26 protein-coding genes and 1 tRNA gene are annotated in these 26,194 nt (G+C 71.0%); 15 read left to right on the forward strand and 12 right to left on the reverse strand.

Annotated elements, in window-relative coordinates; translation table 11 throughout:
• Positions 1–10: 10 nt before the first annotated feature.
• Both GC203_RS17325 and GC203_RS17330 read left to right on the forward strand, forming a co-directional pair.
• On the forward strand, positions 11–973 hold the full coding sequence (locus GC203_RS17325; RefSeq protein WP_293457195.1) for an MBL fold metallo-hydrolase: 963 nt from the start codon (positions 11–13) through the stop codon (positions 971–973).
• Positions 948–3,104: a CHASE2 domain-containing protein gene (locus GC203_RS17330; RefSeq protein ID WP_293457199.1), complete on the forward strand. Its 2,157-nt coding sequence runs from the start codon at positions 948–950 to the stop codon at positions 3,102–3,104. The genes GC203_RS17325 and GC203_RS17330 overlap by 26 nt, the downstream gene beginning before the upstream one ends.
• Here GC203_RS17330 and GC203_RS17335 read toward each other — a convergent pair.
• Together GC203_RS17335 and GC203_RS17340 are read right to left on the reverse strand one after the other, a co-directional pair.
• Positions 3,091–3,666, reverse strand: coding sequence for an OmpA family protein (locus GC203_RS17335; protein WP_293457200.1), 576 nt, complete (start codon positions 3,664–3,666; stop codon positions 3,091–3,093). The two genes, GC203_RS17330 and GC203_RS17335, sit on opposite strands and share 14 nt — an antisense overlap.
• On the reverse strand, positions 3,663–4,100 hold the full coding sequence (locus GC203_RS17340) for a FecR domain-containing protein (protein ID WP_293457201.1): 438 nt from the start codon (positions 4,098–4,100) through the stop codon (positions 3,663–3,665). Before GC203_RS17340 ends, GC203_RS17335 begins: the two co-directional genes overlap by 4 nt.
• A gap of 63 nt (positions 4,101–4,163) precedes the next feature.
• Here GC203_RS17340 and GC203_RS17345 point away from each other — a divergent pair, with 63 nt between their 5' ends.
• On the forward strand, positions 4,164–4,571 hold the full coding sequence (locus GC203_RS17345; RefSeq protein WP_293457202.1) for an ATP-binding protein: 408 nt from the start codon (positions 4,164–4,166) through the stop codon (positions 4,569–4,571).
• Positions 4,572–4,640: 69 nt separating this feature from the next.
• Here GC203_RS17345 and GC203_RS17350 read toward each other — a convergent pair whose 3' ends face one another.
• Complete coding sequence (locus GC203_RS17350; protein WP_293457205.1) at positions 4,641–4,871, reverse strand: hypothetical protein; 231 nt, start codon at positions 4,869–4,871, stop codon at positions 4,641–4,643.
• A 256-nt stretch (positions 4,872–5,127) separates the two neighbouring features.
• On the opposite strand from GC203_RS17350, the gene GC203_RS17355 reads away from it, so the two are divergent.
• A complete protein-coding gene (locus GC203_RS17355) occupies positions 5,128–6,297 on the forward strand; it encodes a class I SAM-dependent methyltransferase (RefSeq protein ID WP_293457208.1) in 1,170 nt (389 codons plus the stop codon).
• A gap of 28 nt (positions 6,298–6,325) precedes the next feature.
• Here GC203_RS17355 and GC203_RS17360 read toward each other — a convergent pair.
• Both GC203_RS17360 and cpdR read right to left on the reverse strand, forming a co-directional pair.
• Positions 6,326–6,400, reverse strand: a tRNA-Val gene (locus GC203_RS17360).
• A gap of 67 nt (positions 6,401–6,467) precedes the next feature.
• Entirely contained in the window at positions 6,468–6,824 is a 357-nt protein-coding gene (gene cpdR / locus GC203_RS17365) for a cell cycle two-component system response regulator CpdR (protein WP_293457211.1), read from the reverse strand.
• A gap of 150 nt (positions 6,825–6,974) precedes the next feature.
• Here cpdR and GC203_RS17370 point away from each other — a divergent pair, with 150 nt between their 5' ends.
• Together GC203_RS17370 and GC203_RS17375 are read left to right on the forward strand one after the other, a co-directional pair.
• Positions 6,975–7,874, forward strand: coding sequence for an N-formylglutamate amidohydrolase (locus tag GC203_RS17370; protein WP_293457475.1), 900 nt, complete (start codon positions 6,975–6,977; stop codon positions 7,872–7,874).
• 81 nt (positions 7,875–7,955) lie between these two features.
• Complete coding sequence (locus tag GC203_RS17375) at positions 7,956–10,106, forward strand: ATP-binding protein (RefSeq protein WP_293457214.1); 2,151 nt, start codon at positions 7,956–7,958, stop codon at positions 10,104–10,106.
• Between the two features lie 141 nt (positions 10,107–10,247).
• Here GC203_RS17375 and coaD read toward each other — a convergent pair whose 3' ends face one another.
• Positions 10,248–10,784: a pantetheine-phosphate adenylyltransferase gene (gene coaD, locus GC203_RS17380; RefSeq protein ID WP_293457217.1), complete on the reverse strand. Its 537-nt coding sequence runs from the start codon at positions 10,782–10,784 to the stop codon at positions 10,248–10,250.
• A 364-nt stretch (positions 10,785–11,148) separates the two neighbouring features.
• Here coaD and typA point away from each other — a divergent pair, with 364 nt between their 5' ends.
• Positions 11,149–12,984, forward strand: a complete 1,836-nt coding sequence (gene typA, locus GC203_RS17385) for a translational GTPase TypA (RefSeq protein WP_293457220.1) — start codon at positions 11,149–11,151, stop codon at positions 12,982–12,984.
• Here the strand turns inward: typA and GC203_RS17390 are convergent.
• Positions 12,971–13,684, reverse strand: a complete 714-nt coding sequence (locus GC203_RS17390; RefSeq protein ID WP_293457223.1) for a hypothetical protein — start codon at positions 13,682–13,684, stop codon at positions 12,971–12,973. The genes typA and GC203_RS17390 overlap by 14 nt on opposite strands.
• Before the next feature lie 110 nt (positions 13,685–13,794).
• Between GC203_RS17390 and GC203_RS17395 the strand changes: the two genes are divergently transcribed.
• Positions 13,795–14,463 carry a hemolysin III family protein gene (locus GC203_RS17395; RefSeq protein WP_293457226.1) on the forward strand — a complete coding sequence of 223 codons (669 nt, stop codon included), beginning with the start codon at positions 13,795–13,797 and terminating at the stop codon, positions 14,461–14,463.
• 10 nt (positions 14,464–14,473) lie between these two features.
• On the opposite strand, the gene GC203_RS17400 is transcribed toward GC203_RS17395, so the two are convergent.
• Complete coding sequence (locus tag GC203_RS17400; protein ID WP_293457229.1) at positions 14,474–14,935, reverse strand: hypothetical protein; 462 nt, start codon at positions 14,933–14,935, stop codon at positions 14,474–14,476.
• A gap of 66 nt (positions 14,936–15,001) precedes the next feature.
• A complete protein-coding gene (locus tag GC203_RS17405) occupies positions 15,002–15,460 on the reverse strand; it encodes a GNAT family N-acetyltransferase (RefSeq protein WP_293457232.1) in 459 nt (152 codons plus the stop codon).
• Between the two features lie 29 nt (positions 15,461–15,489).
• On the opposite strand from GC203_RS17405, the gene GC203_RS17410 reads away from it, so the two are divergent.
• Positions 15,490–16,674, forward strand: a complete 1,185-nt coding sequence (locus GC203_RS17410; RefSeq protein WP_293457235.1) for an aminotransferase — start codon at positions 15,490–15,492, stop codon at positions 16,672–16,674.
• A 104-nt stretch (positions 16,675–16,778) separates the two neighbouring features.
• Here GC203_RS17410 and GC203_RS17415 read toward each other — a convergent pair whose 3' ends face one another.
• The gene (locus tag GC203_RS17415) at positions 16,779–17,546 is read right to left on the reverse strand and encodes a helix-turn-helix transcriptional regulator (protein ID WP_293457238.1); all 768 of its coding nucleotides are present in this window, start codon (positions 17,544–17,546) and stop codon (positions 16,779–16,781) included.
• A 69-nt stretch (positions 17,547–17,615) separates the two neighbouring features.
• Here GC203_RS17415 and GC203_RS17420 point away from each other — a divergent pair, with 69 nt between their 5' ends.
• Both GC203_RS17420 and GC203_RS17425 read left to right on the forward strand, forming a co-directional pair.
• On the forward strand, positions 17,616–17,990 hold the full coding sequence (locus tag GC203_RS17420) for a VOC family protein (protein WP_293457241.1): 375 nt from the start codon (positions 17,616–17,618) through the stop codon (positions 17,988–17,990).
• Positions 17,987–18,655: a class I SAM-dependent methyltransferase gene (locus tag GC203_RS17425; RefSeq protein ID WP_293457244.1), complete on the forward strand. Its 669-nt coding sequence runs from the start codon at positions 17,987–17,989 to the stop codon at positions 18,653–18,655. The genes GC203_RS17420 and GC203_RS17425 overlap by 4 nt, the downstream gene beginning before the upstream one ends.
• Positions 18,656–18,817: 162 nt before the next feature.
• Here the strand turns inward: GC203_RS17425 and GC203_RS17430 are convergent, their stop codons facing one another.
• Positions 18,818–19,612: an SDR family oxidoreductase gene (locus tag GC203_RS17430; protein ID WP_293457247.1), complete on the reverse strand. Its 795-nt coding sequence runs from the start codon at positions 19,610–19,612 to the stop codon at positions 18,818–18,820.
• A gap of 158 nt (positions 19,613–19,770) precedes the next feature.
• Between GC203_RS17430 and GC203_RS17435 the strand changes: the two genes are divergently transcribed.
• From GC203_RS17435 to GC203_RS17450, 4 genes are all read left to right on the forward strand, one after another.
• Complete coding sequence (locus GC203_RS17435) at positions 19,771–21,678, forward strand: PQQ-binding-like beta-propeller repeat protein (RefSeq protein ID WP_293457250.1); 1,908 nt, start codon at positions 19,771–19,773, stop codon at positions 21,676–21,678.
• A gap of 35 nt (positions 21,679–21,713) precedes the next feature.
• Positions 21,714–23,189: a M20 family peptidase gene (locus tag GC203_RS17440; RefSeq protein ID WP_293457253.1), complete on the forward strand. Its 1,476-nt coding sequence runs from the start codon at positions 21,714–21,716 to the stop codon at positions 23,187–23,189.
• 256 nt (positions 23,190–23,445) lie between these two features.
• On the forward strand, positions 23,446–24,060 hold the full coding sequence (locus GC203_RS17445; protein WP_293457256.1) for an ATP-dependent Clp protease proteolytic subunit: 615 nt from the start codon (positions 23,446–23,448) through the stop codon (positions 24,058–24,060).
• Positions 24,061–24,191: 131 nt separating this feature from the next.
• Positions 24,192–25,805: an alpha-glucosidase family protein gene (locus GC203_RS17450; protein WP_293457259.1), complete on the forward strand. Its 1,614-nt coding sequence runs from the start codon at positions 24,192–24,194 to the stop codon at positions 25,803–25,805.
• Here GC203_RS17450 and GC203_RS17455 read toward each other — a convergent pair.
• Positions 25,802–26,164, reverse strand: coding sequence for a hypothetical protein (locus tag GC203_RS17455; protein ID WP_293457262.1), 363 nt, complete (start codon positions 26,162–26,164; stop codon positions 25,802–25,804). The two genes, GC203_RS17450 and GC203_RS17455, sit on opposite strands and share 4 nt — an antisense overlap.
• Positions 26,165–26,194: the final 30 nt, after the last annotated feature.

A 26,194-nucleotide genomic window follows, 5' to 3' on the forward strand; every position in this document is an offset into this window, starting at 1 on the left:
AGGGGGCTGGATGCTGGTACGCTTCTGGGGCACGCGCGGCTCGTTGCCGGTGGCGCTACGGGCCGATGCGGCGCTGGGCAAGATTTCGCGCGCGCTCGTGGCGGCCAGCGGACGCACGTTCGCCGACGAGGCCGAGGCCGCGCGCTTCGCCCAGGACAATCTCGACTTCGCCACCTGGGGCACCTACGGGGGCGCGACCTCGTGCGTGGAGATCGAGGGCGGAGACGATGCGTTCCTGATCTGCGACATGGGCTCGGGCCTGCGCGAGTTCGGCATCGACGCCTTCCGCCGCTGCGCCGCGGGCCACCCGCGCATCTATCACTTCTTCATGTCCCACCTGCACTGGGACCACATCATGGGCTTCCCGTTCTTCGGGCCGGCCTTCGATCCGGGCGCGACCATCGTGATCCACGCCGGCCATCCCGACGCCGAGCAGGCGCTGCGCCGCCAGCAGGAGGAAATCTCGTTTCCGGTGCCGTTCGACTGGCTGCGCGCGAAGTTCGAGTTCATCACCCACGCGGAGGGCGAGCCCTTCGAGGTGGCGGGCGTCTCGGTGACGCTGGCGCGGCAGCACCACTCCCACGACTCGTACGGCTTCCGCTTCGAGCGCGAAGGTCGCGCCGTGGTCTATTCGACCGACTCCGAGCACCGGGTCGACAACATGGAATCCGAAGCCGCGTTCGAGGGCTTCTTCCGGGACGCCGACCTGGTGGTCTGCGACACCATGTATTCGCTGGGCGACACGGTCAGCCTCAAGCAGGACTGGGGCCATTCGTCCAACGTGGTTGCGGTCGACCTCTGCCAGGCCGCCGGAGCGCGGCGGCTGGCCCTGTTCCACCACGAACCCACCTACACCGACGCCGACATCCAGCGCATGCACGCCGAGACCGTGCGCTACGAGGAGCTTGTCCGGGGCGACCGGCCGCCGCTCGAGGTCATTTGCGCTTATGACGGACTGGAAGTTTCAGTCTGACGATCTCGTTGAGCTCGACACCTGGGCGCGCGTGCGCGTCCGGGCGAGCGGGCTCGTCGCGGCGATCCTGGTGGTGGTGGGCCTGATCTTCGCCCAGGACGCCCTGCGTCAGCCCCTGTTCGACCTCTACCAGCGTATCGGCCCCGCGCCGCAGCCCAGCCCGCAGATCGCCGTGGTGGTGGTCGACGCCCCCAGCGTGGCGGCCGTCGGCGGCTGGCCCTGGCCGCGCTACACCCTGGCGCGGCTGACCGAGAAGATCACCGAGCAGGGCCCGCGCGCCATCGGCTTCGACTTCATCTTCCCGGAGGCCGACCGGGAGACGCCGGACGCCTTCGCCGCGCAGTATCCCGAGCTCTCGGCGGCCACGATCGCCGAGATCCGCGCCCTGCCCGCGACCGACGCCACCTTCGGCGCCGCCGTCGGACGCAGTCCGGTGGTGATGGCCCGGGCGGGCTTCGACAGCGAGTCGTTCGATCAGCCCGACGCGGACGCGGCCGCGCCGCTGCCGCCCGAGGCCCAGTTCACGGGACCGCAGCCCGACGCCATTCCGCGCTACCGCGGCGTGGTGACCAACTATGCCCTGCTCGACGGGCGCGCGCTGGGCCACGGCCTGGTCAACGGCCCGCCGGACTCCGACGGGCTCATCCGCCGGGTGCCCCTGCTCGGCCGCATCGGCGGCGTGCTCAATCCGAGCTTCGCGCTCGAACTGGTCCGGGTGGCCGAGGACGTCGACACCATCGAGCTGCAGGGTTCGCCCGGCGCGCTCCGGGCGGTGAAGGTGGACGGCCACCGGGTGTCCGTCGACGCCGGCGGGCGCGTCGAGCTGCGGTTCGCCGGCCGCTCCACCCCCAACGGGCGCCACATCGCGGCCTACCCCACCTACTCGGCCGCCGACATCCTGCGCCAGGGGTTCGACCCCACCGCCTTCAAGGACAAGATCGTCCTCATCGGCCTGACCGCCGCCGGCACCTCGGACGTCGTCGCGACCCCGGCCGAGACCGAGGCCTATGGCGTCTTCGTCCAGGCCCAGGCGGTGGACGCCATCCTGCGCGACGGGGGTCTGCGCCGTCCCCTTTGGGCGCCGTTGACCGAATGGGGCCTCGGGCTGCTGTTCGTGCTGATCTCGGTGGCCGGCGTCCCGCGCGCACACATGGGCCTGGTGATCGTGGGCGCAGTGGTCGAGATCGTGGGCGCCTTCGTCGCCAGCTACGTGGCCTTCCAGCACTCGATCCTGCTGGATCCGATCCCGATGCTGGCGCCGGGCGCCGCCAATTCGGCGCTCACCGTGGCGCTGCTCTTCGTCGAGGGCCGCCGGGTCCAGGCGCAGCTGCGCTCGGCGCTGGACGACGAGCGGCTGGGCGCGGCGCGCATGTCGGGCGAACTGGCCGCCGCCAGCGAGATCCAGACCGGCATGCTGCTGCCCCGCGCCGAGCTGGCCCGCGTCTCGCCCGCCGTCGAGGTGGATGCGGTGCTGCAGCCGGCCCGCACGGTCGGCGGCGACCTCTACGACGCCTTCATGATCGACGCCGAGCGTCTGTGCTTCCTCGTGGGGGACGTCACCGGCAAGGGCGTGCCGGCGTCGTTGTTCATGGCGCTGTCCAAGGCCCTGTCGCGCAGCCAGCTCACCCGCCGGCGCACCGACCTCGACACCGCCGTGGAGGGCATCAACGCCGAGCTCTCGCGCAACAACAGCCAGGCGATGGCCGTGTCGCTGCTGGTGGGCGTCCTGCGCCTCGACGACGGCCGGCTCGACCTCTGCAGCGCCGGCCACGAACACCCGCTGGTGGTCGGGCTGGACGGCCAGGTGCGGGAGCTGAAGCTCGACGGCGGGCCGCCCCTCTGCGTGGACGAGACCTTCCCCTATCCGATCGAGACCCACTACCTGCGCGAGGGCGAGATCCTGGTGGCTTTCACCGACGGGCTGACCGAGGCGCAGGATCCCTCCGGCGCGCTCTTCGCACGCGAGCAGGTGCTGGCCGCCGTCACCGAGGGGGCGAAGGCCGAACGCCTTACCGAGATGATCGACCAGATCGTGGCCCGTGTCCGGGCGTTCGAGGCCGGCGGCGAGCCCAGCGACGACCTCACGGTCCTGGCGCTGCGCCGGCGCCCGAAAGGGGCTAGCGCAGGATGACCTCGACCCGGCGATTGGCCGGCTCGTCGACGTTGTCGGCGGTCGGCACCCTTGGCTCCCGCTCGCCGCGGCCCGTCACCCGGGCGTTCTCGAGCGGCAGGCCCTGCCGCACCAGCGCGGCGCGGATCTCCACCGCGCGCTCCCGCGACAGCGCGTCGTTGCTCTCCGAACTGCCCACGGTGTCGGTATGACCGACGATCTGCACCTCGGAGCTGGCCGTCACCGCCTGCCGCAGGGCTTCGAGGATCGGCCTGGATTCCTCGGTCAGATCGGTCGTGCCCTGGGTGAAGTAGAGCACATAGACCCTCGGCGGGTACGGCATCACCGACAGCAGGTCGGCATAGGCGTTGGCCGGCGCGGGGCTGGGCTTGAAGGCGCGTCCGCCCACCACCGCCTGGGTGTTGGGCGCGGTCAGGTCGCCGACCTCTTCATTCGTCGCCGGGTCGAAGGCGGCCACCGCGCCGGCGGTGGAGACGCCCTCGTCCGGCAGCAGAGTGACCCGCGCCGTCGAGGCGCATCCGGCCAGCAGCACCGTCAGGGCGGCGAGCGCCAGCGGTCTCATTTCACCTCCACCACGAACCGCGTGCCCCGCGCCGCGAGCAGCGAGGTGGGGGTGCGCACCTTCATGGCGTCCTTGTTCTCCTTGGCGATCTGGCCCGAGACGACCGCCAGCGAGCCGCGGTCGACCGTCGTCAGCGACTTGCCCTTGTGGGTCGTGTCGTCGAACTCGAACTGCGAGAGCGCGACGCGGCTGTTCGGCCCGATGGCGAAGCGCGAATTGTCGATGAAGGTCAGGCCGATGCGGCCGTCGCGGCCGGTCGTGAGCACGTCGCTGACCAGCAGCTGGACCCCCGGGGCGGCCGGCGTCGCGGACTCGCCGCGCATCACGGTCGCCGTGCCGCTCACCGACTTGATCCGTCCGATCTCCGCCATCGACGCAGCCGGCGCCGAGAACGCCGCAACCGCCAGCAAGCCCGCAACCCAAGTCCGTCGCATCGTCACCTCCAGCCACAGGGTAAAGACATAGCCCAGCTCGGCGCCGAGTTCGAATCCTCTTCTGTGGCCGTGGCGCGCCTGCGCTGCGAGGCGGCCGCGGTGGCGCTCGCGCTCGCGTGGGCCCGCGGATTCGCCGAGCGCGCCGCCATCGGCCCGGACGCGGCCGACCGGCTGGCGATCATCGTCGAGGAGTGGGTGATCAACGTGGTGGAGCACGGCGGCGCGCCGCCCGCCAGCCGCATCGTCCTGCGCCTGGAACGCCTGGAGGGGATGGTCCGCCTGGCCGCGAGCGACGCGGGGTCGCCCTTCGATCCCCGCGAGGCGGTCTTCGAGGGGCCCGACCTGGAACGCGGCGGCGGCGCTGGACTGGAACTGATCCGCGCCTGGAGCCGCATCGCCGCCTATGCGCGTCGGCGCGGGCGCAACCGGCTCGTGCTGGAGATGTCGATCGGCGGGACCGACCTCGACTAGGGCGCGCTCAACTGCCGGATTCGGAGACCTTCGATCCCATTCGACGGCTCCATTCGAGCGGTGAGGATTCTATTCCGAAGACCCGACGCGGGGCAGGCCGAAGGCGCGCAGTCCGGCTGGAAGGCGCATCGCCATCCGGGTGGCCTCGCGCAGGGTGTCGAAGGCCGTGGCGCTGGCGGGATCGGTCACCCATTCGGCGGCGCCGGCGGGCGTCAGGCGCAGGTAGCTGTCGTCCGGGCGCGCGACCAGCGCGAGCGGCGGCATCGGAAGGGTCGCGGCGGCGGTGGCGGTGGCAGGCATCTGGTGCTCCCTGTGGTGCGCCCAACCTCGCGCGATCGGCCGCCGCCGGCCATTTCGGATCGCTCCCTAAGTAGCTTTACGCAGTCCCGCGCGGGCGCGCCGGATCGGACCCCGCGCCAATCCCCGGCTTGACAGCAGGCGGCTCGCGCTCGACGCAGGGAGCTGCCCTGCCGTCATGAGGTCCGTCTTGAACGAGGGCGCGCGCCCAGATCCGCCCGGCCCGAGGTCCGCGAACGCGACGGATCCCTCCGGCTATGTGCTCGACACGCCTTACGAGGACCGCGTCCATCGCGAGCTCGGCCCCGCCTGGATCGCCTACGCCGCGGCCCTCGGCGGCGGCGCCGCGCCAGACCTCGCCCGTCCCTTCCGCTATCTCGAACTCGGCTGCGGCCCTGGGGCCTCGCTGATCGCCAACGCCGCCGCCAGCCCGCACGCCGAGTTCCATGGCTGCGACCTCAGCGCCGCCCATGTGGAGGCCGCCCGCGGCGAGGCGCGCGCGCGGGGCCTGGACAACCTTCGCCTCCACGAGGCCTCGTTCGCCGACCTGCTCGACGCCGACATCGGCGGCTTCGACCTCGTGGTCGCGCACGGCGTCTACAGCTGGGTCGACGCCCGGGCGCGGGCCAACGTGCGCCGCCTGCTGGCCACGCGGCTCAACCCCGGCGGCCTGGCCTATGTCAGCTACAACTGCCAGCCCGGATGGGCGGCCGAGGCGCCGCTGCGGCGGCTGCTGGTCGAGCTCGCCGGCGCGGGGTCCGGCTCGGGCGGGGAGCGAGCCGGCCAGGGCGCGGCCGTCGTCGACGCGCTTGCAGGCGCGGGCCTGCGCTACTTCCGCGACACGCCGGCCGCCGGAGCCGCCGCGGCCTGGGCGGCCCGCCAGCCGCCCGCCTATCTCGCCCACGAGTTCCTGAACCGCGCCTGGGAGGTCTTCTATTCGATCGACGTCCAGGCCGAGATGGCGCGCATCGGCCTGCGCTACGAGGCCAGCGCCACGCTCGTGGACAACTACGACCCGCTGCTCGTGAATGCGGGCCAGGCCGCCGCCGTGGCGGCCCTGCCGACGGAGGCCGCGCGGCGGCTCGCGATGGATTTCGCCGTCAACCGCCGGTTCCGCCGCGACGTGTTCTCCCGCGACGCCGCGCGCCTCGCGCCGAGCGAGGCGGCCGAACGCCTCGCGGCCGTGACCGTCGCCGCCGCGCCGGGGCGGGCGCTCGAGGCGAACCTCGCCGCGCCGATCGGCGAGGTCCGCTTCCAGGATGCGTTCGTCCGGAGGCTGGAGGCGCTGCTCGGCGGCGGCCCCGCGGCCCTGGGCGCCCTGCTCGACGGCCTCGCCGCCTCGGGCGACCGCGCCGCCGTCGCGCGCAACCTCGCCTACTACGTGGCGCTGGGCGGCCTCAGCCCCTGCCCGCCGCCGGCGGAGGGCTGACAACGCCTTGATCTTGCTCTGAAAAGAATGGTGGACGCGGCTGGGATTGAACCAGCGACCCCCTCGATGTCAACGAGGTGCTCTCCCGCTGAGCTACGCGTCCGGACCGTTCGGGAAGGCGGGGATATACAGATCGGCCCCGGCCTTAGCAACCGTCCTTAGGCGAACGTTCAGGCGGCGATCATCCGCTCCACCTCGGAGACGATCTCGCGCAGGTGGATGGGCTTCGACAGCACCTTGGCGCCGGCGGGCGCCTTCTCCCCCGCGGCCAGCGCCACGGCGGCGAAGCCGGTGATGAACATGATCCGCAGGCCCGGGTGCCGGGCGGCGGCCTGCCGCGCCACCTCGATCCCGTCCAGGCCGGGCATGACGATGTCGGTGAGCAGCAGGTCCCACGGCTCGTCGAGGTGGGTCACGGCTTCGTCGCCGTCGGCGCAGGACGTCACCTCATGGCCGGCGCGTTCGAGCGCACGGGCCAGGAAGCCGCGCAGGGAGTCGTCGTCTTCAGCGAGCAGGATGCGTGACATGGGTCGAAGCTTCGGTTGAACCCCCAACTTACCTAGCGAAGGGTAAAGGCGCGATGAAGAGCGGCAAAGTGAGGCGGATCGCCTCGCCGCCGCCCCGCCTCGGAGCCTGCCCCTTTGACGGGCGGGGCGGCCCGGCGTTCTATGGCCGCGATGAACGCGCTGGACCCCTTGCCCAAGCCCGATTCGGCGCCCTTCGAGGCCTTCCGGGTGCGCCGCGCCGGCGAGGGCCCGCCGCCCACGCCCCTGGTCTTCGCCTCGCCGCATTCGGGCCGGGTCTATCCCGAGGACATGATGTCGGCCGCCGCGCTGGACGCGCTCAGCATCCGCCGTTCTGAGGACGCGCTCGTCGACGACCTGATCGCCGAGGCGCCGGCGCACGGCGCGGCCTTCATCGCCGCCGGCTACGCACGCGCCTACATCGACCTGAACCGCGAGCCCTTCGAGCTCGACCCGACGATGTTCGCCGACGAGCTTCCGGAGTTCGCCCGCTCGCGCACCGCCCGGGTAGCCGCCGGCCTGGGCGCCATCGCCCGGGTGGTCTCAGAAGGCCAGGAGATCTACCGCCGCAAGCTCACCTTCGCCGAGGCCCGCACGCGCATCGAGGGCGCGCACCGCCCCTATCACGAGGCGCTGCGCGCCTTGATCGCCGAGGCCCAGGCCGCCCACGGCTTCGCGATCCTGGTGGACTGGCACTCCATGCCCGCCGCCGCCGCCAAGGCCGGCGCGCGCGACCGGCCGGCCGACATCGTGCTGGGCGACCGCTTCGGCGCCGCCTGCGCCGGCGTGCTCACCGCGCGCGTCGAACGCGAGTTCGAGGCGCTGGGCTATCGGGTCGCGCGCAACACGCCCTACGCCGGCGGCTACACCACCGAGCACTACGGCCAACCGTCGCGCCGGGCGCACGCCCTGCAGATCGAGATCAACCGCGCCCTCTACCTCGACGAGGCCACGCTCTCGCCCACGCGCGGCTTCGCGGCCCTGAAGGCCCACATCGAGCGCCTCACCGCGGCCCTGGCCGCCGCCGACTGGAGCGCGCTGAAGGCGGCCTAGGCGGCGCCGACGAGGCGGCAGGCCTCGGCATTAACATCTCGGCGAGACTGGCTTGCTAGACGAGTCCCGGATCGATCGCCCATGACCCAGACCCCTGCGCATTCCGCGTTCCGTCGCACCATGGCCCTCATGGTGGGCGGCGACCAGTTGGGGGTCGTGCTGGAAGCCATCGTCCGGTCGGTCGAAGCCGAGGCTCCGGAGACCCTGTGCAGCATCCTGCTGCTCGACGAGTCCGGGACCCGCCTCAAGCTCGGCGCCGCGCCCAGCCTTCCCGAGTACTACAACGCCGCCATCGACGGGCTGCTGATCGGAGCCAAGGTCGGCTCCTGCGGGACGGCGATGTATCTCAACCGGCGGGTCGTCGTCGAAGACATCCAGGCCGATCCTTTGTGGGCCGATTTCCGGGACCTCGCGGCCACCGCGGGGCTGCGCGCCTGTTGGTCGCAGCCGATCCAGGCGGCCGACGGGTCGGTGCTCGGCGCCTTCGCCATCTATCACCGGCGGGTCAGCGCGCCCGGCGAGGACGATTTCGCCTTCATCGAGGCCGCGGCCGAGCTGGCGGCCATCGCCATCGTGCGCCAGCGCGACCAGGAGCGGCTGGCCGAGAGCGAGGCCCGCGCCCGGCAGGCGGCCGAGACCGAGCGCGCGGCCGCGCGGCAGCTGACCACCTTCTTCGAGGTCTCGCTCGACCTGCTCTGCATCCGCGACATGGACCTGCGGTTCGTGAAGGTGAACCGCGCCTGGGAAAAGGTGCTGGGATACAGCGTCGAGGAACTGGAGGGCGCGTCGCTGCTGCCCCTGATCCATCCCGACGACGTCGCGGCCTCCCGGGGCCACATGGATCGGCTGCAGCGCGACGACCAGGTCATGGGCTTCGTGAACCGCTACCGGTGTCGGGACGGCGGCTACCGCCATCTGGAATGGCGGGCGCGGCGCGTCGGCGATCTGGTGTTCGGGCTTGCGCGCGACGTGACCGACCGCCTGGCCTTCGAAGCCGAGCTGAACGCAGCCAAGCAGGCCGCCGAGGCCGCCAACCAAGCCAAGAGCGACTTCCTGGCCAACATGAGCCACGAGATCCGCACGCCGCTCAACGGGGTGATCGGCGTGGCGGACGCGCTGAGCAAGACCGGGCTGACGGCCGACCAGCGCGAGATGGTGGGCCTGATCACCAGTTCAGGCGCGACGCTGGAGCGGCTGGTCTCCGACATCCTCGACGTCTCGAAGATCGAAGCGGGGCGGCTCGAGATGGAGGAGCAGGAGTTCGACCTCGGCCACGAGCTCGGCGGGCTGATCGAGCTGCACCAGGTGCGCGCGCACGAGAAGAACCTGTCCTTCCGCTGCAGCTTCGGTCCGCAGGCGCGCGGCGTGTTCCGCGGCGACAGCACGCGCCTCAAGCAGGTGCTCGGCAACCTGCTGTCGAACGCCGTGAAGTTCACCGCCGCCGGCGAGGTCTGGATTTCGGTCGACGCCCAGGAGCCCGACCTGACGGGCGAGCCCAGCCGGCTGGTCTTCGAGATCGGCGACACCGGCGTCGGCTTCGACGAAGCGGCGGCCAGGACCCTGTTCCAGCGGTTCAGCCAGGCCGACACCACCATCACCCGACGGTTCGGCGGCACCGGGCTGGGCCTGTCGATCTGCAAGGCGCTGGTCGAGATGATGGGCGGCGAGATCGCCGCGGCGTCCGCCCCGGGCGAGGGCAGCCGTTTCCGCGTGGTCCTGCCGCTTGCGCGCGCCAGGCCGCTCGCCGACTACGACGCCGCGCCGCCCCCGACGGACGCCGGCGCCGAGGGCGCCCTCGGCGAGGGTTGGAGCGCGCTGCGCGTGCTGCTGGCCGAGGACCATCCGACCAATCAGAAGGTGGTCCAGCTCATTCTTGCGCCGCTCGGCGCCGAGGTCGTCATCGCCGAGAACGGCGCCGAGGCCGTGCGGCTGATGCACGCGGAGGCGTTCGACATCGTGCTGATGGACATGCAGATGCCGGTGATGGACGGCCTGGCCGCCACCCGTCTCATCCGGCGGCTCGAAGCGGAACGTCCGAACCGCCCCCGCACGCCGATCGTCATGCTGAGCGCCAACGCGATGGCGCAGCACCGCCTCGACGCCGCCGCCGCCGGCGCGGACCTGCACATTCCCAAGCCGGTGACGGCCGCCAGCCTCATCGCGGGCCTGGCCGAGGCGCTCGAAGCCGGCGCCGCGCAAAGCGATCCGAGCCTGCCCCGCGCGGCAGGCTGACGCCGGGCCGAAAGCCAGCGGCGGCGCGCCCGTCGGCGCGGTCCGCGCGTCAAGAAGGGCCCTCAGTCTCGCGGCCCGCTCAGGGATGCCCAGGGGAACACTTCGCGGCCGTGGAGCGCCTGGCGCGGGGCGATCCAGGCGTCATCCGCGCCGCGCGGCGAACGCGGCCTCGACACACGGCGTCACCAACCAGCCGATCGCCTCGCCAACGGCGTCAAGTTCCTTGGCTGTGCTGGACGAGACGTGAAGGAACTGCGCCTCGCAGATGAAGTGCACCATCGGGATGGTGGGATCGATCCGCCCGGCCACGCCGTGGATGTTGAATTCCTCGTTGAAGTCGCTGGCTTCGCGCAAGCCGCGGACGATATGCGTCGCCCCGATCCGGCGAGCGTGGGCGACCAGGCTCTGGCCGGTGTACTCGCCTACCTCCAACGCGCCGTCGAACAGCGCCCCGCCGGGCGTGGCGGCGGCCTCGGGCCAGCGCTCCGCGACCGATCCCGCGATCAGGCGAAGGCTCTCCTCGACGCCGAAGGTGCGGGTCTTGCGCACGTTGGTCCCGATGGCGACGTGCACCTCGTCAAAGGTCAGAAGCGCCTTGCCGATGATATCCAGGTGGCCACGGGTGATCGGGTCGAACGAGCCGGCGTAGAGCGCCCTCGTCCTTGCCGCCTTGCGCATGCGAAGCCCTTTCGATCGAGGCCCGAGCAGGTGTCGACCACGTCAACGAGAGATGCAAGCCACCCGTCGGGCCAAAAAAAAGCCGCGCCATCGGGCGCGGCAGGTCATTAGGGAGGAAACGCCCAGGAAGGGCGGGGACGTCAGCGACGCCCGTGAAGTCAAGCTAATGTGCGGCGCACAATATTGCAAGAGATTCGCAGGGACATTTCGGCGCACCCTGTGGCCCACCCCTGTTTTTCAAGGAATTTCAGCATATCGCGTTACGTGAGGCTGTCCTTGCGTCATGTGCGCCGCACAACAGGCTGGCGGTCTTCGCCGCCTTCCCCTACAAGCGCGCGCCCCTTCCTCTGACCGTGCCCGCCTCATGTCCCTGCGAAACATCGCCATCATCGCCCACGTCGACCACGGCAAGACCACGCTCGTGGACCAGCTCCTCGCCCAGTCGGGCGTCTTCCGCGCCAACGAGGCGACGGTGGAGCGCGCCATGGATTCCAACGATCAGGAACGCGAGCGCGGCATCACCATCCTGGCCAAGTGCACCTCAGTGCTGTGGCATGGAAAGGCGGGTGAGACGCGGATCAACATCATCGACACGCCCGGCCACGCCGACTTCGGCGGCGAGGTTGAGCGGATCCTGGGCATGGTGGACGGCTGCGTCCTGCTGGTGGACGCCGAGGAAGGCGTCATGCCCCAGACCAAGTTCGTGCTGGGCAAGGCGCTGAAGATGGGCCTGCGCCCGATCCTCTGCCTCAACAAGGTCGACCGGCCGCACGCCGACCCGGACCGGGTGCACAACGACGCCTTCGACCTGTTCGCCGCCATGGGCGCCACCGACGAGCAGCTCGATTTCCCGCACATCTACGCCAGCGGCAAGAACGGCTGGGCGACGATGGACCTCAACCAGCCCAACGACGACCTGGCCCCGCTGTTCGACCTGATCGTCGACCACGTGCCGCCGCCCAAGGCCGAGGCGCGCAAGGACGAACCCTTCCAGATCCTCTCGGTCCTGATCGAGAACGACCCCTTCCTCGGCCGCCTGCTGACCGGCCGCATCGAGGCGGGCAAGGCCGTCGCCGGCCTGCCGATCAAGGCGCTCAGCCGCGACGGCAAGGAGATCGAGCGCGGCCGCATCACCAAGGTGCTGGCCTTCCGCGGGCTGAAGCGCCAGCCGATCGACGAGGGCGCCGAGGCCGGCGACATCGTCGCCATCGCCGGCATGTCCAAGGCCACGGTCGCCGACACGCTTTGCGCGATGGAGGTCAACGAAGCCCTGCCGGCCCAGCCGATCGACCCGCCCACCATCTCCATGACCGTCAGCGTCAACGACAGCCCGCTGGCCGGCCGCGAGGGCGACAAGGTGCAGAGCCGCGTCATCGCCGCGCGCCTGCAGAAGGAAGCCGAGTCCAACGTCGCGATCCGGGTGACCGAGACGGCCGAGAAGGACGCCTACGAAGTCGCCGGCCGCGGCGAGCTGCAGCTGGGCGTGCTGATCGAGAGCATGCGCCGCGAGGGCTTCGAGGTCTCCATCAGCCGCCCGCGCGTGGTCTTCCAGCAGGACCCGGAAACCGGCGAGCGGCTGGAGCCCATCGAAGACGTCATGATCGACGTGGACGACGAGTTCACCGGCATCGTCATCGAGAAGCTCAGCGCCCGGAAGGCCGAGCTGAAGGACATGGGCCCCTCGGGCGCCGGCAAGACGCGGATCAGCCTGAGCTCGCCGTCGCGCTCGCTGATCGGCTACCAGGGCGAGTTCCTGACCGACACCCGCGGCTCGGGCGTGCTGAACCGCGTGTTCAGCCACTACGAGCCCTACAAGGGCGCCATCGACGCCGGCCGCAAGGGCGTGCTGGTCTCCAACTCCGACGGCGACACCGCCGCCTACGCCCTGTGGAACCTGGAGGAGCGCGGCACGATGTTCGTGGGCGCCGGCGAGAAGACCTACCAGGGCATGATCATCGGCGAGAACGCCCGCTCGGACGACCTCGACGTCAATCCGATGAAGGCCAAGCAGCTCACCAACGTGCGCGCCTCGGGCAAGGACGAGGCCGTGCGCCTCACCCCGCCGCGCCGCCTCACCCTCGAACAGGCCATCGCCTACATCGAGGAGGACGAGCTGGTGGAGGTGACGCCGAAGTCCATCCGCCTGCGCAAGAAGGTGCTGAACCCCAGCTTCCGCAAGAAGCGGGTCAAGGAGGAGTAGGCGCCTCCAGCGCCACGATCGCGTGGTCCGGGCCCTTGCGGACCACCACGTCGGCGAACGCCGCGGTCGGCGCGATGTATTCGCGCAGGTTGACCAGGTTGAGGTGGGTCCAGGCGGACTCGAACAGGGCGTCGCGCTGGTCGGGCTCCATGCTGGCGAAGAAGCTCGTGGGATCGGCGGCGATGATCCCGTGCAGCCTGGCGAGATACCACGCCTTCGCGTCGGCCGGGTCGGCGTCGAGGTAGACCGACAGCCCGAACCGCTCGCGCGCCTGTGGGGTCTGCAGCACATTGATCCCCTCGACGATCACCACGCCGGCGCCGTCCACCGCCCGCGCCTCCCCGGGGACGATGTCGTAGGTCACATGCGAATAGACCGGGATCTCGGCGCGCCGCCCGGACGCGAGGTCCGCGAGGAAGGCGTGGAAGGCGGCGGTGTCGTAGGTCTCGGGGAAGCCCTTCTTCTTGCCCAGGCCCGCGGGCTCGAGCACCGCGTTAGGCTTCAGGAAGCCGTCCGTGGCCACGATCTCGACCGGCGCGCCGCCGGCCGCCAGCGTGTCGGCGACCCGGCGCGCCAGGGTGCTCTTGCCCGCGGCCACCCCGCCCGTCACACCCACGAGGAAGGCGCCCGGCTCGGCCCGGCGCGCCGCGCGCTCGGCGATCAGCGCCGCCAGCCCGTCGATGTAGTCGCGATCGGCCATGGGTCCTCCCGAAGGTGCGTGGGGTTCCATGCGGGCGCGGCCGCGGTCAAGGGCCCGCCTTGGCCACACCGGCGCCTTACCGATGTCGTCTCGGCGCGCTATTTTGAGGCATGACCCTGCCCGCCAAGCCCTATCCGCCGCGCCACTATCCGACGCCCGCCGCCAAGTGCGCCGACCTGGTGGTCCACGTCATGGGCCTGACCCTGGCCCTGGTGGGCGGGATCGTGCTGCTGACCCTGGCGGTCCTGAAGGGTTCGATCAGCCAGGTGGTGGGCGTGTCGATCTATGGGGCCGGCGTCATCGCCATGCTGGCGTTCTCCACCGCCTACAATTTCGCCAAGCCGCAATACCGCCCGATGCTGCGCCGGCTGGATCACGCGGGCATCTTCCTGATGATCGCCGGCTCCTACACCCCGTTCACCCTACACCTCGCCGGCCCGTGGGGCTGGGGGATGACCGCGGCGGTCTGGAGCATCGCGGCGCTGGGCGCGCTGGGAAAGCTGGTCCTGACCGGCATCGACCGCAAGTTCTGGGTGGGCGTCTATCTCGCCCTGGGCTGGCTGGTGGTGATCGCGCTGAAGCCGATGATAGAGAGCCTGGCCTGGTACGCCCTGGCCCTGCTGGTCACGGGCGGGGTGCTCTACTCCACCGGCGTGATCTTCTACGTGAACAAGCGGCTGAAGTTCTCCCGCGCCATCTGGCATGGCCACGTGGTGGCCGCCGCCGCCGCCCATTGGGTGGCCGTGCTGCTGGGCGTTGTGCTGGCGACCCAGCACTGATCCAGCCCGGCTATTCGGCCGCCATCGGCGTCCACGCCGCGGGGATCATCGCGTCGGGCGCCGGGCGCGGCTCCAGCATCAATCCGTTGATCGCCAGGGTCTCGGCCACCATGCAGGCCGCCGCGCCCAGCGAGGCCGGCGGCGGCGCGCCGAGCAGCCCGCCCAGCCGTTCGTCCAGCGTCCGGTAGTCGCCCGCCTGGGCCGCGCCGAAGGCGTCGAGGATCACCGCCTCGTCCTCGGTCAGCCGCGGATCGGCCGGGATCGCCAGCGCCACCCGCCGCCGCCCCCGCAGGGCGAGCTGCTGCACGAAGGCCTCCAGCATCCGGTAGGCCGTCTCGCCCGCGCAGCCGCAGGCCGCCTCGAAGTGGGCGCGCAGGCCGTGGCACGGCTCGGTCAGCGCCAGCAGGCGCACCGTGCGGATCAGCAGGCGCTCGCCGTGGAAGAGGCTGTCGCTGGGGCTGAGGACATGCATGGCCGACTCCGATCAGGTCGGCCCACGCTATTGCTGTTGCGAGTCATTCGCAACTAAGAACGCCCCTCAGTAGCGCCTTTCCATGAACACGTCGGCGCGCGCATAGGGCGTGTCGGTGGGCGCGAGGTCCTTGAAGCCCATGGCGCGGTAGAGGCCCAGCGCCGGGCCGAGCGACGAGTTGGTCTCCAGATAGAGCCGCGGCGCACCCAACTCGGCGCCCACGTCGATGCAGCGCTGCATCAGCATCCGCCCCAGCCCCGAGCCGCGCAGGTCTTCGCTGACGGTCATCTTGGCCACCTCGTAGCCGCCGTCGGCCATCCGGATCAGGGCCGCGCAGCCCACCGCCGCGCCATCCGTAATCGCCATGAACACGCGCCCGCCTTGGTCGATGATCTTGCCCTGCGGGTCGCTCAGCACCTCGCGGTCCTTGGCCTCGATGGCGAAGTGCTTCGAGATCCACGCTTCGTTGAGCGTGCGGAAGGCCTCGGCGTGCCGGGGCTCGAACTCGACGATCTCGATGGTCATGGGGAAAGTCTGACGCCAAAGTCGCCCCGATGACCAATGCCATTTTCTCCGGACTGGCCACGACGATCTTCGAGGAGATGTCGGGCCTGGCGCGCGCCACGGGCGCCATCAATCTCGGCCAAGGATTCCCGGACGATCCGGGGCCCGAGGCGATCCGCGCCAAGGCCGCCGACGCCGTGCTCAACGGCTACAACCAGTATCCGCCGATGGCGGGCTTGCCCGAGCTGCGCCAGGCCGTCGCCGCCCACTACGCTCGCGCCCAGGGCCTCGACCTCGACTGGCAGACCGAGGTCACCATCACCTCCGGCGCCACCGAGGCCCTGGCCGCCAGCTTCCTCGGCCTCATCGAGGAGGGCGACGAGGTCGTCGTCTTCCAGCCGTTCTACGACGCCTACCTGCCGCTCATTCGCCGGGCGGGCGGGATCCCCAAGCTGGTCAACCTCAAGCCGCCGCACTGGCGCTTCGACCGCGCCATGCTGGAGGCCGCCTTCACCGAACGCACGCGCCTGGTGGTGCTGAACGATCCCATGAACCCCACCGGCGTGGTCCTGCCCGACGAAGACCTCGCCCTGCTGGCCGAGTTCTGCGTGGCCCACGACGCCGTCGCCGTCTGCGACGAGGTCTGGGAGCAGGTGGTGTTCGGAAACGCCCGCCACCGCCCGCTGATCGCATTTCCGGGCATGCGCGAGCGCACGGTGAAGATCGGCTCGGCGGGCAAGATGTTCGGGCTCACCGGCTGGAAGGTGGGCTACCTCTGCGCCGCCCCGGCGCTGACCCATGCGCTGGCCCGCACGCACCAGTTCCTCACCTTCACCACCCCGCCCAACCTCCAGGCCGCCGTCGCCTGGGGCCTGGAGAACGCCGGCGACTGGTTCGCCGACATGCCGCGCGCGCTGGCGGCCTCGCGCGACCGCCTGACCGAGGGCCTGCGACGCGAAGGCTTCGCCGTCCTGCCCAGCCAGGGCACCTATTTCCTCTGCGTGGACCTGCCGGGCTCAGGGATCGCCGAGGGCGACCGCGACTTCTGCCTGCGCGCGGTGAAGGCGGCGGGCGTCGCCGCCATCCCCGTCTCGGCCTTCTACGAGGCGGCGCCGGTCACCACCATCGCGCGGCTGTGCTTCTCCAAGGCCGACGCCACCCTGGACGAGGGCGTCCGGCGCCTGGCCAGGGCGCGGGAGCTGTCGCTCGCAAGACCTGACTTTCCCTCCCCTTGATGGGGAGGGCGACTCGCCACCGGCGAGCGGGGTGGGGAGGCCACAGGCCCCACCCGTCCGCCGCTTCGCGCCGGCCACCCTCCCCATGAAGGGGAGGGAAGGGGCTAGCCGGCCCGCCACCTCGCCGGCGTGACGCCGAAGGCGCGCTTGAACGCCGCGATGAAGGCCGAGGGGCTGGAATAGCCCGCCTCGAGGGCGGCCGTCGTCACCGACGCGCCGGCCGACAACGACACCACCGCCTGCTGCATCCGCGCCCGGCCGCGCCACGCGTCGAGCGACAGGCCGGTTTGGGCCAGGAACAGCCGCTGGAGCGTGCGCAGGCTGGCCCCCGCGCCGCGCGCCAGATCGGAAAACGCCGCCTCGGATCCCGGCTCGGCCAGCAGCCGGTCGGCCAGGGCCCGCGCCCGCGGATCGACCGGCAACGGCAGCTCCAGCGGCGCGGTCTCCGCCGCGGCCAGCAGATCGAGGAGCAAGCCTTCCAGGCGGGCGTGAGCGGGATTTTCGATGTCCAGCATGCCGATCCTGACGATGTGGAGGATCAGCTCGCGCAGCAGCGGCGTCACTTCGATGGCGCGGCATGCGTCCAGCCGCGGGTCGTCGCCGACCGGCGCGAGATAGAGCGTGCGCATCGCCACCCGGCCGCGCATCTGGATCTCGTGCGGCGTGCCGCCCGGCGCCCAGATCGCCCGGGTCGGCGGCACCAGCCAGGCCGCGGCGGGCGTGGCGACCCGCATGGCGCCGGACGAGGCGTAGACGAGCTGCGCCCAGGGGTGCGTGTGGCGGTCCAGCACGTGGCCGTCGGGATAGGTCACCGCCAGGCCGCGGACGGGGAAACCATCCGGATCGCGGGCATTCTGGCGCGTAAGCGACATAATTCGTCAGACTAGCGCAAGCACGACGTCCGGCGAAGCGCGAAGCTCGGTGTCGAGGAGGCCCGCCGCATGCCCGCGACCCTGCGCCATTTCGCCATCAACGCCGACGACGTCCCCCGCGCCCGCGCCTTCTACGAGCAGGTGTTCGGCTGGACCTTCACGCCCTGGGGCCCGCCGGGCTTCTACCAGACGCGATCCAGCGGAGCGGGACATCTGGGCGCCCTTCAGGACCGCCGCAGCGTCGGCGGACGGGCCATGCCGGGCGTCGAACTGACCTTCGGCGTCGACGACCTCGACAGCGCCGTCGCCGCCATCGAGGCCCACGGCGGCAAGGTGCTGATGCAGCCCTTCCACATCGAGGGCGTCGGCCGCCTGATCTTCTTCCAGGACAGCGAAGGCAACGTCGCCGGCGCCATGCAGTACGACGAAGGGACCTGGGAATGAGCGTCCTGACCGACACCGCCCTGCAAGCGCGCATCGACGGCCTGCAGGCCGCCAGCATCGCCCAGGAAGCCGAGACCAACCGCTACTTCTCCGAGCGTGCGAAGAAGGGCGACCTCAGCTGGGACGGCCTGGACGCGGCCGCCAACCGCTTCATGGCCGACAAGCTGGTGGCGCTGGAGCCGATCAAGGCCGAGTTCTGCCACATGCTCTGCCGGGCGCTGCGCGCGACCCGCGTCGTCGAGATCGGCACCTCGTACGGCGTCTCGACGCTCTATCTGGCCGACGCCGTGCGGGCGAATGGCGGCGGCGTGGTGATCGGCACGGAGTACGAGCCGGCCAAGGCGGCCGCCGCGCGGGCCAGCTTCGAGGCCGCCGGCGTCGCCCACCTGATCGACCTGCGCGAAGGCGACCTGCGCGAGACGCTGAAGGACCTCGAAGGCCCCATCGACTTCGTGCTGATGGACATCTGGACCGAGATGGCGCGACCGGCCCTGGAGCTGGTCCATCCCCACCTGCGCCCCGGCGCTGTGATCGTCGCCGACAACACCACCGGCTTCCGCCACGCCTACCGCCATTTCTTCGAATTCGTCGCGGAGCCGAAGAACGGCCTCACGACCATGACCCTGCCCTTCGACGGCGGACTGGAGATGGTGGTGAAGGGCTAGGCGGCCCCGATCCTCCCCCCTCGGGGGAGGTGGCGCGAAGCGCCGGAGGGGGTCCGCTCAGGAGGCGCAGCTTCGGGCGCGCCCAGCGGCGGGCGTCTGAGCGGAAGCCCCCTCAGTCCCTCCGGGACAGCTCCCCCCGGAGGGGGAGCATCTACGGTCGGATCAGCAGGTCGAACCGCCATCCACGACGATCGTCTGGCCCGTGGTCCAGGCGCCGGCGCGCGAGGCGAGGTAGACCGCCGCCCCGGCCAGGTCGTCCGGCTCGCCCAGGCGGCGCAGCGGCGTGCCCGAGCTGGCGCGCTCCTCGCCCGCGGGATTGTCCCACAGCGCCTTGGCGAAGTCGGTCTTCACCAGGCCCGGCGCGATGCAGTTCACCCGGATGTTGAAGGGGCCCAGCTCCTTGGCGAGGTTGCGGGCGAGCTGCATGTCGGCCGCCTTGGAGATGCAGTAGGCGCCGATCACCTCCGAGCCGCGCAGGCCGCCGATGGAGGACACGACGATGATCGCCCCGTCCATCCGTTCCTTCATCTCGGGCGCGACCATCTTCACCAGCCAGTTGTTGGCGACGATGTTGTTGTCGAGGATCTTGCGGAAGGCGTCGTCCGGGATGTCGAGCTGGCTGCCGTAGAACGGGTTCGAGGCGGCGTTGCAGACCAGGATGTCGATCTGGCCCCAGGTCTTGCGGGTCTCGTCCACCAGGCGCTGCAGGTCTTCCTGGCTGGAGATGTTGGCCGGGATCGCGATGGCGTGGCCCGGGTTCTGTTCGTTGATCGCCGCGGCGACCTCCTCGCAGGGGCCGGCCTTGCGCGAGCTGATCACCACCTTGGCGCCCTGCTGGGCCATGCGCTCGGCGATGGCGCGGCCGATCCCGCGCGAGCTGCCGGTGATGACGGCCACCTTGCCGGTCAAGTCGAACAGGCCCTTGGCGCTGACCTTGGGGGCTTCCAGAACGGCCATCTGCGGCGTCTCCCGAACATTTGTTTGAAGTTGGCGCCATTTGCGACGCGGGGCGCCGCGAGGTCAAGCGGCGACGGTGGACGGCCTCGGAGGATGCCGTATCTTCGAATGCTCAGGCGGCCGGCGAACGAGCCGCCGAGGAGTCGGGGAAGAGACGCATGAAGGTGTTGGCGGCGTTCGGGGGGCTGGCGCTCGCGCTCGGCCTGGGTCTGACGGCCTGGGCGCAGGCCGACCGCACGCGCGAACTGCTGCCGCCGCCCGGTCAGGCGGTCTACCGCACCTACTGCGCGGCCTGCCACGACCATCCGGAGGAGACGCGGGCGCCGACCAAGGCGACGCTGTCGGCGATGAGCTACCAGGTGCTCTCGTTCGCGCTCACCAGGGGCAAGATGCAGGCCCAGGCCGCCGCGCTGACCGACGAGACGCGCGAACAGCTGATCACCTACCTCACAGGCAAGACGTCCGAGACGACCGACGCCTGGAGCGCGGCGATGATGTGCAAGGCCGCCAGCCGGCCGCTCGACCTCAAGGGCGCGCCGACCATCGCCACCTTCGGCTTCGATGCGCGCAACACCCGCACGCTCACCGCGAAGCAGGCCGGCCTGACGCGGGCGAAGCTCGCCAAGCTGGAGCTGGCCTGGGCCATCGCCTTTCCGGACGTGACCATGATCCGCGCCCAGGGCGCGGTGGTGGGCGACCACCTCTTCCTGCCGGTGGCCGAGGCCTCGGCCCTCTATGCCTTCAACCTGAAGGACCCGGCCCATCCCTGCATCGACTGGGTCTACCGGGCGGCCGAGCCGCTCCGGACCAGCGCCGCCTACGGCGTCATCGCCGACGGCCGCCCCGTGCTCGCGTTCTCGGGCCAGGATTCCACGCTCCATGTGGTCGACGCGCGGACGGGCAAGGCGCTGTGGACCAAGAACGTCGCGGGCTACTCCTATTCGCTCACCACCGGCACGCCGCGGGTGCTGAAGGACCGGATCATCGTGCCGGTCAGCCAGTTCGAGATCATGGTGGCGGCCGACAACAAGCTGACCTGCTGCACCAACCATGGCTTCGTCCTGTCGCTCGACCCGGCGACCGGCGCCCAGCAATGGCGCTACGACACCATGCCCGAGGCCCAGCCGGTGCGCGATCGCGGCGACGGCAAGATGCTGTGGGGGCCGTCCGGCGCGCCGATCTGGAATTCGCCGGTGGTGGACGAGACGCGCGGCCTGATCTTCTTCGGCACCGGCGAGAGCAATTCGCCGCCCGCGCACCCCAACACCGACGCCCTGATCGCCATCCGGCTTTCCGACGGCAAGCAGGTGTGGAGCCACCAGGCGACGCCGGACGACATCTTCAACGTCGGCTGCGGCCCCGATCCCGGCCCCGGCAAGCTCAACTGCGTGAAGCGGTCCGAGACCGTCTACCGCGACGTCGACTTCGGCGCCTCGCTGATCCTGGGCCGCCTCAAGAGCGGCAGGGACGTGCTGTTCGCCGGCCAGAAGTCGGGTTCGGTCTGGGCGCTCGATCCGGATACCGGCAAGGTGCTCTGGCGGCGCGACATCGGCACGGGCGAGCCCAACGGCGGCATCCACTGGGGCATCGCCTTCACGGACGACACGGTGATCGTGCCGGTGGCCCAGATCGGCCGGCAGCTCCCCGGCGGCGAGCCCATCGACCCGAAGCTCCAGCCCGGCCTCTACGGCGTCGACGCCGCCACCGGCGAGATCCGCTGGCATTATTCCGCGACCCCGGACTGCGCCAACGGACGCGACAAGAAGGCCCCGCGCTGCACCCGGATGTTCGGCTTCTCCGGCGCCCCCACCGTGATCGACGGCGCCGTCGTGCAGGGCAGCCTGGACGGGATCCTGCGGGTGATCGACGCCAGGACCGGCGCGCAGCTCTGGCGCTACGACACCCTGCGCGACTTCGACGCCCTGAACGGCGCGCCCGGCCACGGCGGCTCGATCGACGCGGCCTCGATCGTCGGCGTCAACGGCCTCGTCCTGGCCGGGTCGGGCTATGGCATGTTCGGCCAGGCGCCGGGCAATGTGCTGCTGGCCTTCCGGCCCAAGCCCTGACAGTCTCGCCGCCTTCGGGTTTGGGGGTGAGCGCCATGCGTGGTGTCGGGCGGGTCGTGCTGGCCCTGGTCGCGGTCGTCGCCGTGCTGGCGGCGGTGGTCATCGTGCGGACCCTGACCTTCAAGGCCCCCGCGGCGGCCGACCTCAGCGGGATCAAGGTCGCCGCGCCGGTGACGGTGGACGTCGCCCGCGCCGCCCAGCACCTGAGCCAGGCGGTCCAGATCCCCACCGTGCGCCACCAGAACCGCGCGGACGACGACGACGCCCAGTGGACGCGGCTGCACGAGTTCCTCCAGGCGACCTATCCCGCCGCCCACGCGGCCATGACCTACGACGAACTGACCAGCCGCAGCCTGGTCTACACCTGGCCCGGCTCCGATCCCTCCCTCGCCCCGATCGTCCTGATGGCGCACCAGGACGTGGTGCCGGTGACGCCCGGCACCGAGGGCGACTGGAAGCACCCGCCCTTCTCCGGCGCGATCGCCGAGGACGCGGTCTGGGGCCGCGGCTCCATCGACGACAAGGGATCGCTCATCGGCATCTTCGAGGCCATCGAGACGCTCGCCGACGCCGGCTTCAAGCCGAAGCGCACCGTGATCGTGGTGTCGGGCGGCGACGAGGAGGTGATCGGCCAGGGCGCCCGCGCGGCGGCCGACCACCTCAAGGCCAAGGGCGTGAAGGCCGAGTTCGTGGTCGACGAGGGGCTGGCGGTGCTGGCGGACAATCCCGTCACGGGCGGGCGCCTCGCGGTCATCGGCACGGCCGAGAAGGGCTATGGGACGCTGAAGGTGGTGGCCAAGGCCGCCGGCGGCCACTCCTCGGCCCCGCCGGCCGACGGGGGCGGGGTGGTGACGCTCGCCAAGGCGATTCAGGCGATCGCCGAAAAGCCGTTCCCCATGGCGTTCCGCGGCCCCGGCGCGGCGATGATCGAGACGGTGGCGCCCCAGGCCCCCCTCCCCGTGCGCATGGCGGTGGCCAACAAGTGGCTGATGGGCGGGGTGCTGGTGGGCCAGGCCGCCAAGTCGCCGGCCGGCGCGGCCCTGCTGCACACCACCATCGCGCCCACCATGCTGCAGGGCAGCCCGAAGGAGAACGTCCTGCCGCAGGACGCCACGGCCTGGATCAACTACCGCATCGCCCCCGGCGACACCTCCGAGACGGTGATGGCCCGCGCCAAGGCCGCGGTCGGCGACCTGCCGGTCGAACTGGCCTGGGACCGGCCGCCCAACGAGCCGTCGCCGGTCTCCTCCACCTCGTCCTGGGGCTGGAAGGTCCTGGCCGCCACCGCCGGCGCGGTCGCCGACGCCCCGGTGGCGCCGAGCCTGGTCACCGCCGGCACCGACAGCCGCTTCCTCGCCCCTGTGGCCAAGGACGTCTACCGCTTCCAGCCCGTGGAATTCGCGATGAAGGACATCGAGATGGTCCACGGGACCAACGAGCACATGACGCTGAAAAACCTCGAGAACATGGTGCAGTTCTACGCCCGGCTGATCGAAACCGCGACGCAATAGGCCCCGTCATCCTCGCCCCTGTGGCGAGGATCCCTCTATCGGCCGGCGTCGACTCCGCGCTGGCCCGGGGGCTTTCGGCGGCCCGCGTGCGGCCGATGGAGGGATCCCAGGCACAAGGCCTGGGATGACGGTGACCCCCCGAGGGCGCGTCCCTGTGACACTGCGAACGCCCGGTCCCCTCGGTGATCGTCACTTGCCGGAACGCTCCCGGACCAATAACTCCTGAAGGAGCAGACTGACTTTGAAGGCGCCCAACATGCTGAAGTGGACTTCCTACCTCGACGACGAAGACGAGGACGACAAGGGCCGCCAGCCCGACATGCCGCTGACCTCCGGGCCGGTGCAGAACGCGCTCTTCAAGTCACGCACCGTGCTGATCTTCGGCGAGATCGACATGCGCCTGGCCGAGCGGGTCACCGCCCAGATCACCGCCTTGGCCTCCGAGAGCAGCGAGCCGATCCGCGTGATCATCAACTCGCCCGGCGGCCACGTGGAGAGCGGCGACACCATCCACGACATGATCCGCTTCTGCGGCGCGACCGTGAAGGTGATCGGCACCGGCTGGGTGGCCAGCTCGGGCGCGCACATCTTCCTGGGCGCCAAGAAGGAAAACCGGCTCTGCCTGCCGAACACCCGCTTCCTGCTGCACCAGCCGGCCGGCGGCGTGCGCGGCCAGGCCTCGGACATCGAGATCGAGGCCGAGGAGATCATCAAGATGCAGGAACGCGTCAATCGGCTGATCGCCAAGGAAACCGGCCAGACCTACGAGAAGGTCGTCAAGGACACCCAGCGGAACTTCTGGATGAGCGCCGAGCAGGCGGTCGAGTACGGCCTGGTGGGCAAGATCATCACCGACGCGTCCGAGGTCTGAGGGCAAGGATCCTCCCCTTCGGGGGAGGTGGCCCGGAGGGCCGGAGGGGGTTCCAGCCGAGGCGGAGGGACCGGAGCAGTCCAGCCCCCTCACCCGCTTCGCGGGAGCTCCCCCAGAGGGGGAGCATCTGAATGTCCGAAACGGCCGAACCCTGGTGGAAGGGCGCGCTCCTCTACCACGTCTACGTCCGCTCCTTCTTCGATAGCGACGGCGACGGCCATGGCGACCTCCCGGGGGTCGCCGCCAAGCTGGACTACATCAGGAGCCTCGGCGTCGACGGCGTCTGGCTGTCGCCGATCCACCCCTCGCCCAATCGCGACTGGGGCTACGACATCGCCGACTTCGAGGGCGTCCAGGCCGACTACGGGACGCCCGAGGACTTCCAGGCCCTGCTCGAGGCCGCCCACGCCCGCGGGCTGAAGGTGGTGCTGGACGAGGTGCTGAGCCACACCTCCGACGAACACGCCTGGTTCGTGGAAAGCCTCACCGGCGGCAAGGACGGCCCCAAGGCCGACTGGTACGTCTGGGCCGACCCGCAGCCCGACGGGACCGCGCCCAACAACTGGCTGTCGGTGTTCGGCGGGCCCGCCTGGGCCTACCAGCCGGCGCGGCGGCAGCACTACCACCACAAGTTCCTCAGGCAGCAGCCCAAGCTGAACTGGCGCAGCGACGCCGCGCGCGAGGCGGCGCTGTCGGTGTTGGATTTCTGGCTGGCGAAGGGGGTCGACGGCTTCCGCCTCGACGTGGCCGGCACCTATCTGCACGACGCCGGCCTCACGCCCAATCCGCCGGTGCCGATGGACGAGCGGCGCGGCCTGCACTGGAGCCACGCCGGCAACCTGCAACGGCACCTCCACGATTCCAACCTGCCCGAGAACGTCGAGGTGCTCGGCGTCATCCGCCGGCGGGTCGACGCCTTCCCCGGCCGCTTCGTCTTCGGCGAATTCTCCGAGGAGGAGGAGCGCTGCGGCGCCTACCTCTCCCCCGCCGAAGGCCTGCATTCGGGCTACACCTTCGTCATGCTGCTGGCGCGCAAGCTCCAGGCGGGCTTCGTGACCGGCCACTACGAGACCCTGGCGCGGTTCCCCGACCACTGGCCGACCATCAGCTTCTCCAACCACGACGTGCCGCGCACGGTCAGCCGCTTCGGCGGCAAGGACGCCTCGCCCGAACTGGCCAGGATGCTGTTCGCCCTGCTCGTGTCGCTGAAGGGCACGACCCTGATCTACCAGGGCGAGGAGCTGGGCCTGCCGCAGGCCAGCCTGACCCGCGACCAGCTGCGCGATCCGGTGGGCGACCTCTACTGGCCCTACGATGGCGGCCGCGACGGCTGCCGCACGCCGATGCCCTGGACCGAGGGGCCGCAGATGGGCTTCACCACGGGCGATCCCTGGCTGCCGCTGGCCGCCGAGCACGCTGGCCTGTCGGTCGCCGCCCAGGACGCCGACCCGGACTCCGCCCTGGCGTTCTCCCGGGCGATGATCGCGCTGCGCCAGGCGACGCCCGCGCTCCGGCTGGGCGACATCGGTTTCCTCGAGGCGCGGGAGCCGGTGGTCGCCTTCACCCGCCGCCACGGCGGCGAGACGATCCTGTGCGTCTTCAACTTCGGGACCGAGCCGCAGGTCTTCGCCGATCCGGCGCTGGCGACGGCCGAACTCCTGCCCTTGCGGACAGGCGAGGCCGACCTGCGCGGCGGCTCGCTCGGGCTGTCGCCCCACGCCGCGGCCTTCCTGCGCCTCGGCTAGTTCCGGCCGGCTTCCAGCGTCTGCACCACCTCGTTGCCGGTGTCCGGATCCTTGGTCACCCAGGTCTCGCCGACCGCGCGGGCTTCCGGCGGATAGCAGTAGTGGCGCGGATTGCGGAGGACGGGCTCGGTCTGCCAGCTGCAGATCTGGCCGCCGTCGTACCGCCAGACCCCGCGGGTCCAGTCCGAGCCGTGCGGCTCGCGCCAGGTCCCGTCGGCGTCGACGTAGCGCCGGGCGAAGTAGTATGCGTCGGGGACCCAGATCGTCACCGTGTTGCCGTAGAAGGCGGCCATGGGATCGTCGGGTGTGGCCGCCGGCGCGAGGAGCGCGAGGGCGGCCGCGAGCGTTGCAGGTGTCATGGGGCGGGCGTACCGCGCCCCGGAATTCAG

It is taken from the genome of Phenylobacterium sp. (assembly GCF_016124325.1).
Classification (GTDB): domain Bacteria; phylum Pseudomonadota; class Alphaproteobacteria; order Caulobacterales; family Caulobacteraceae; genus Phenylobacterium.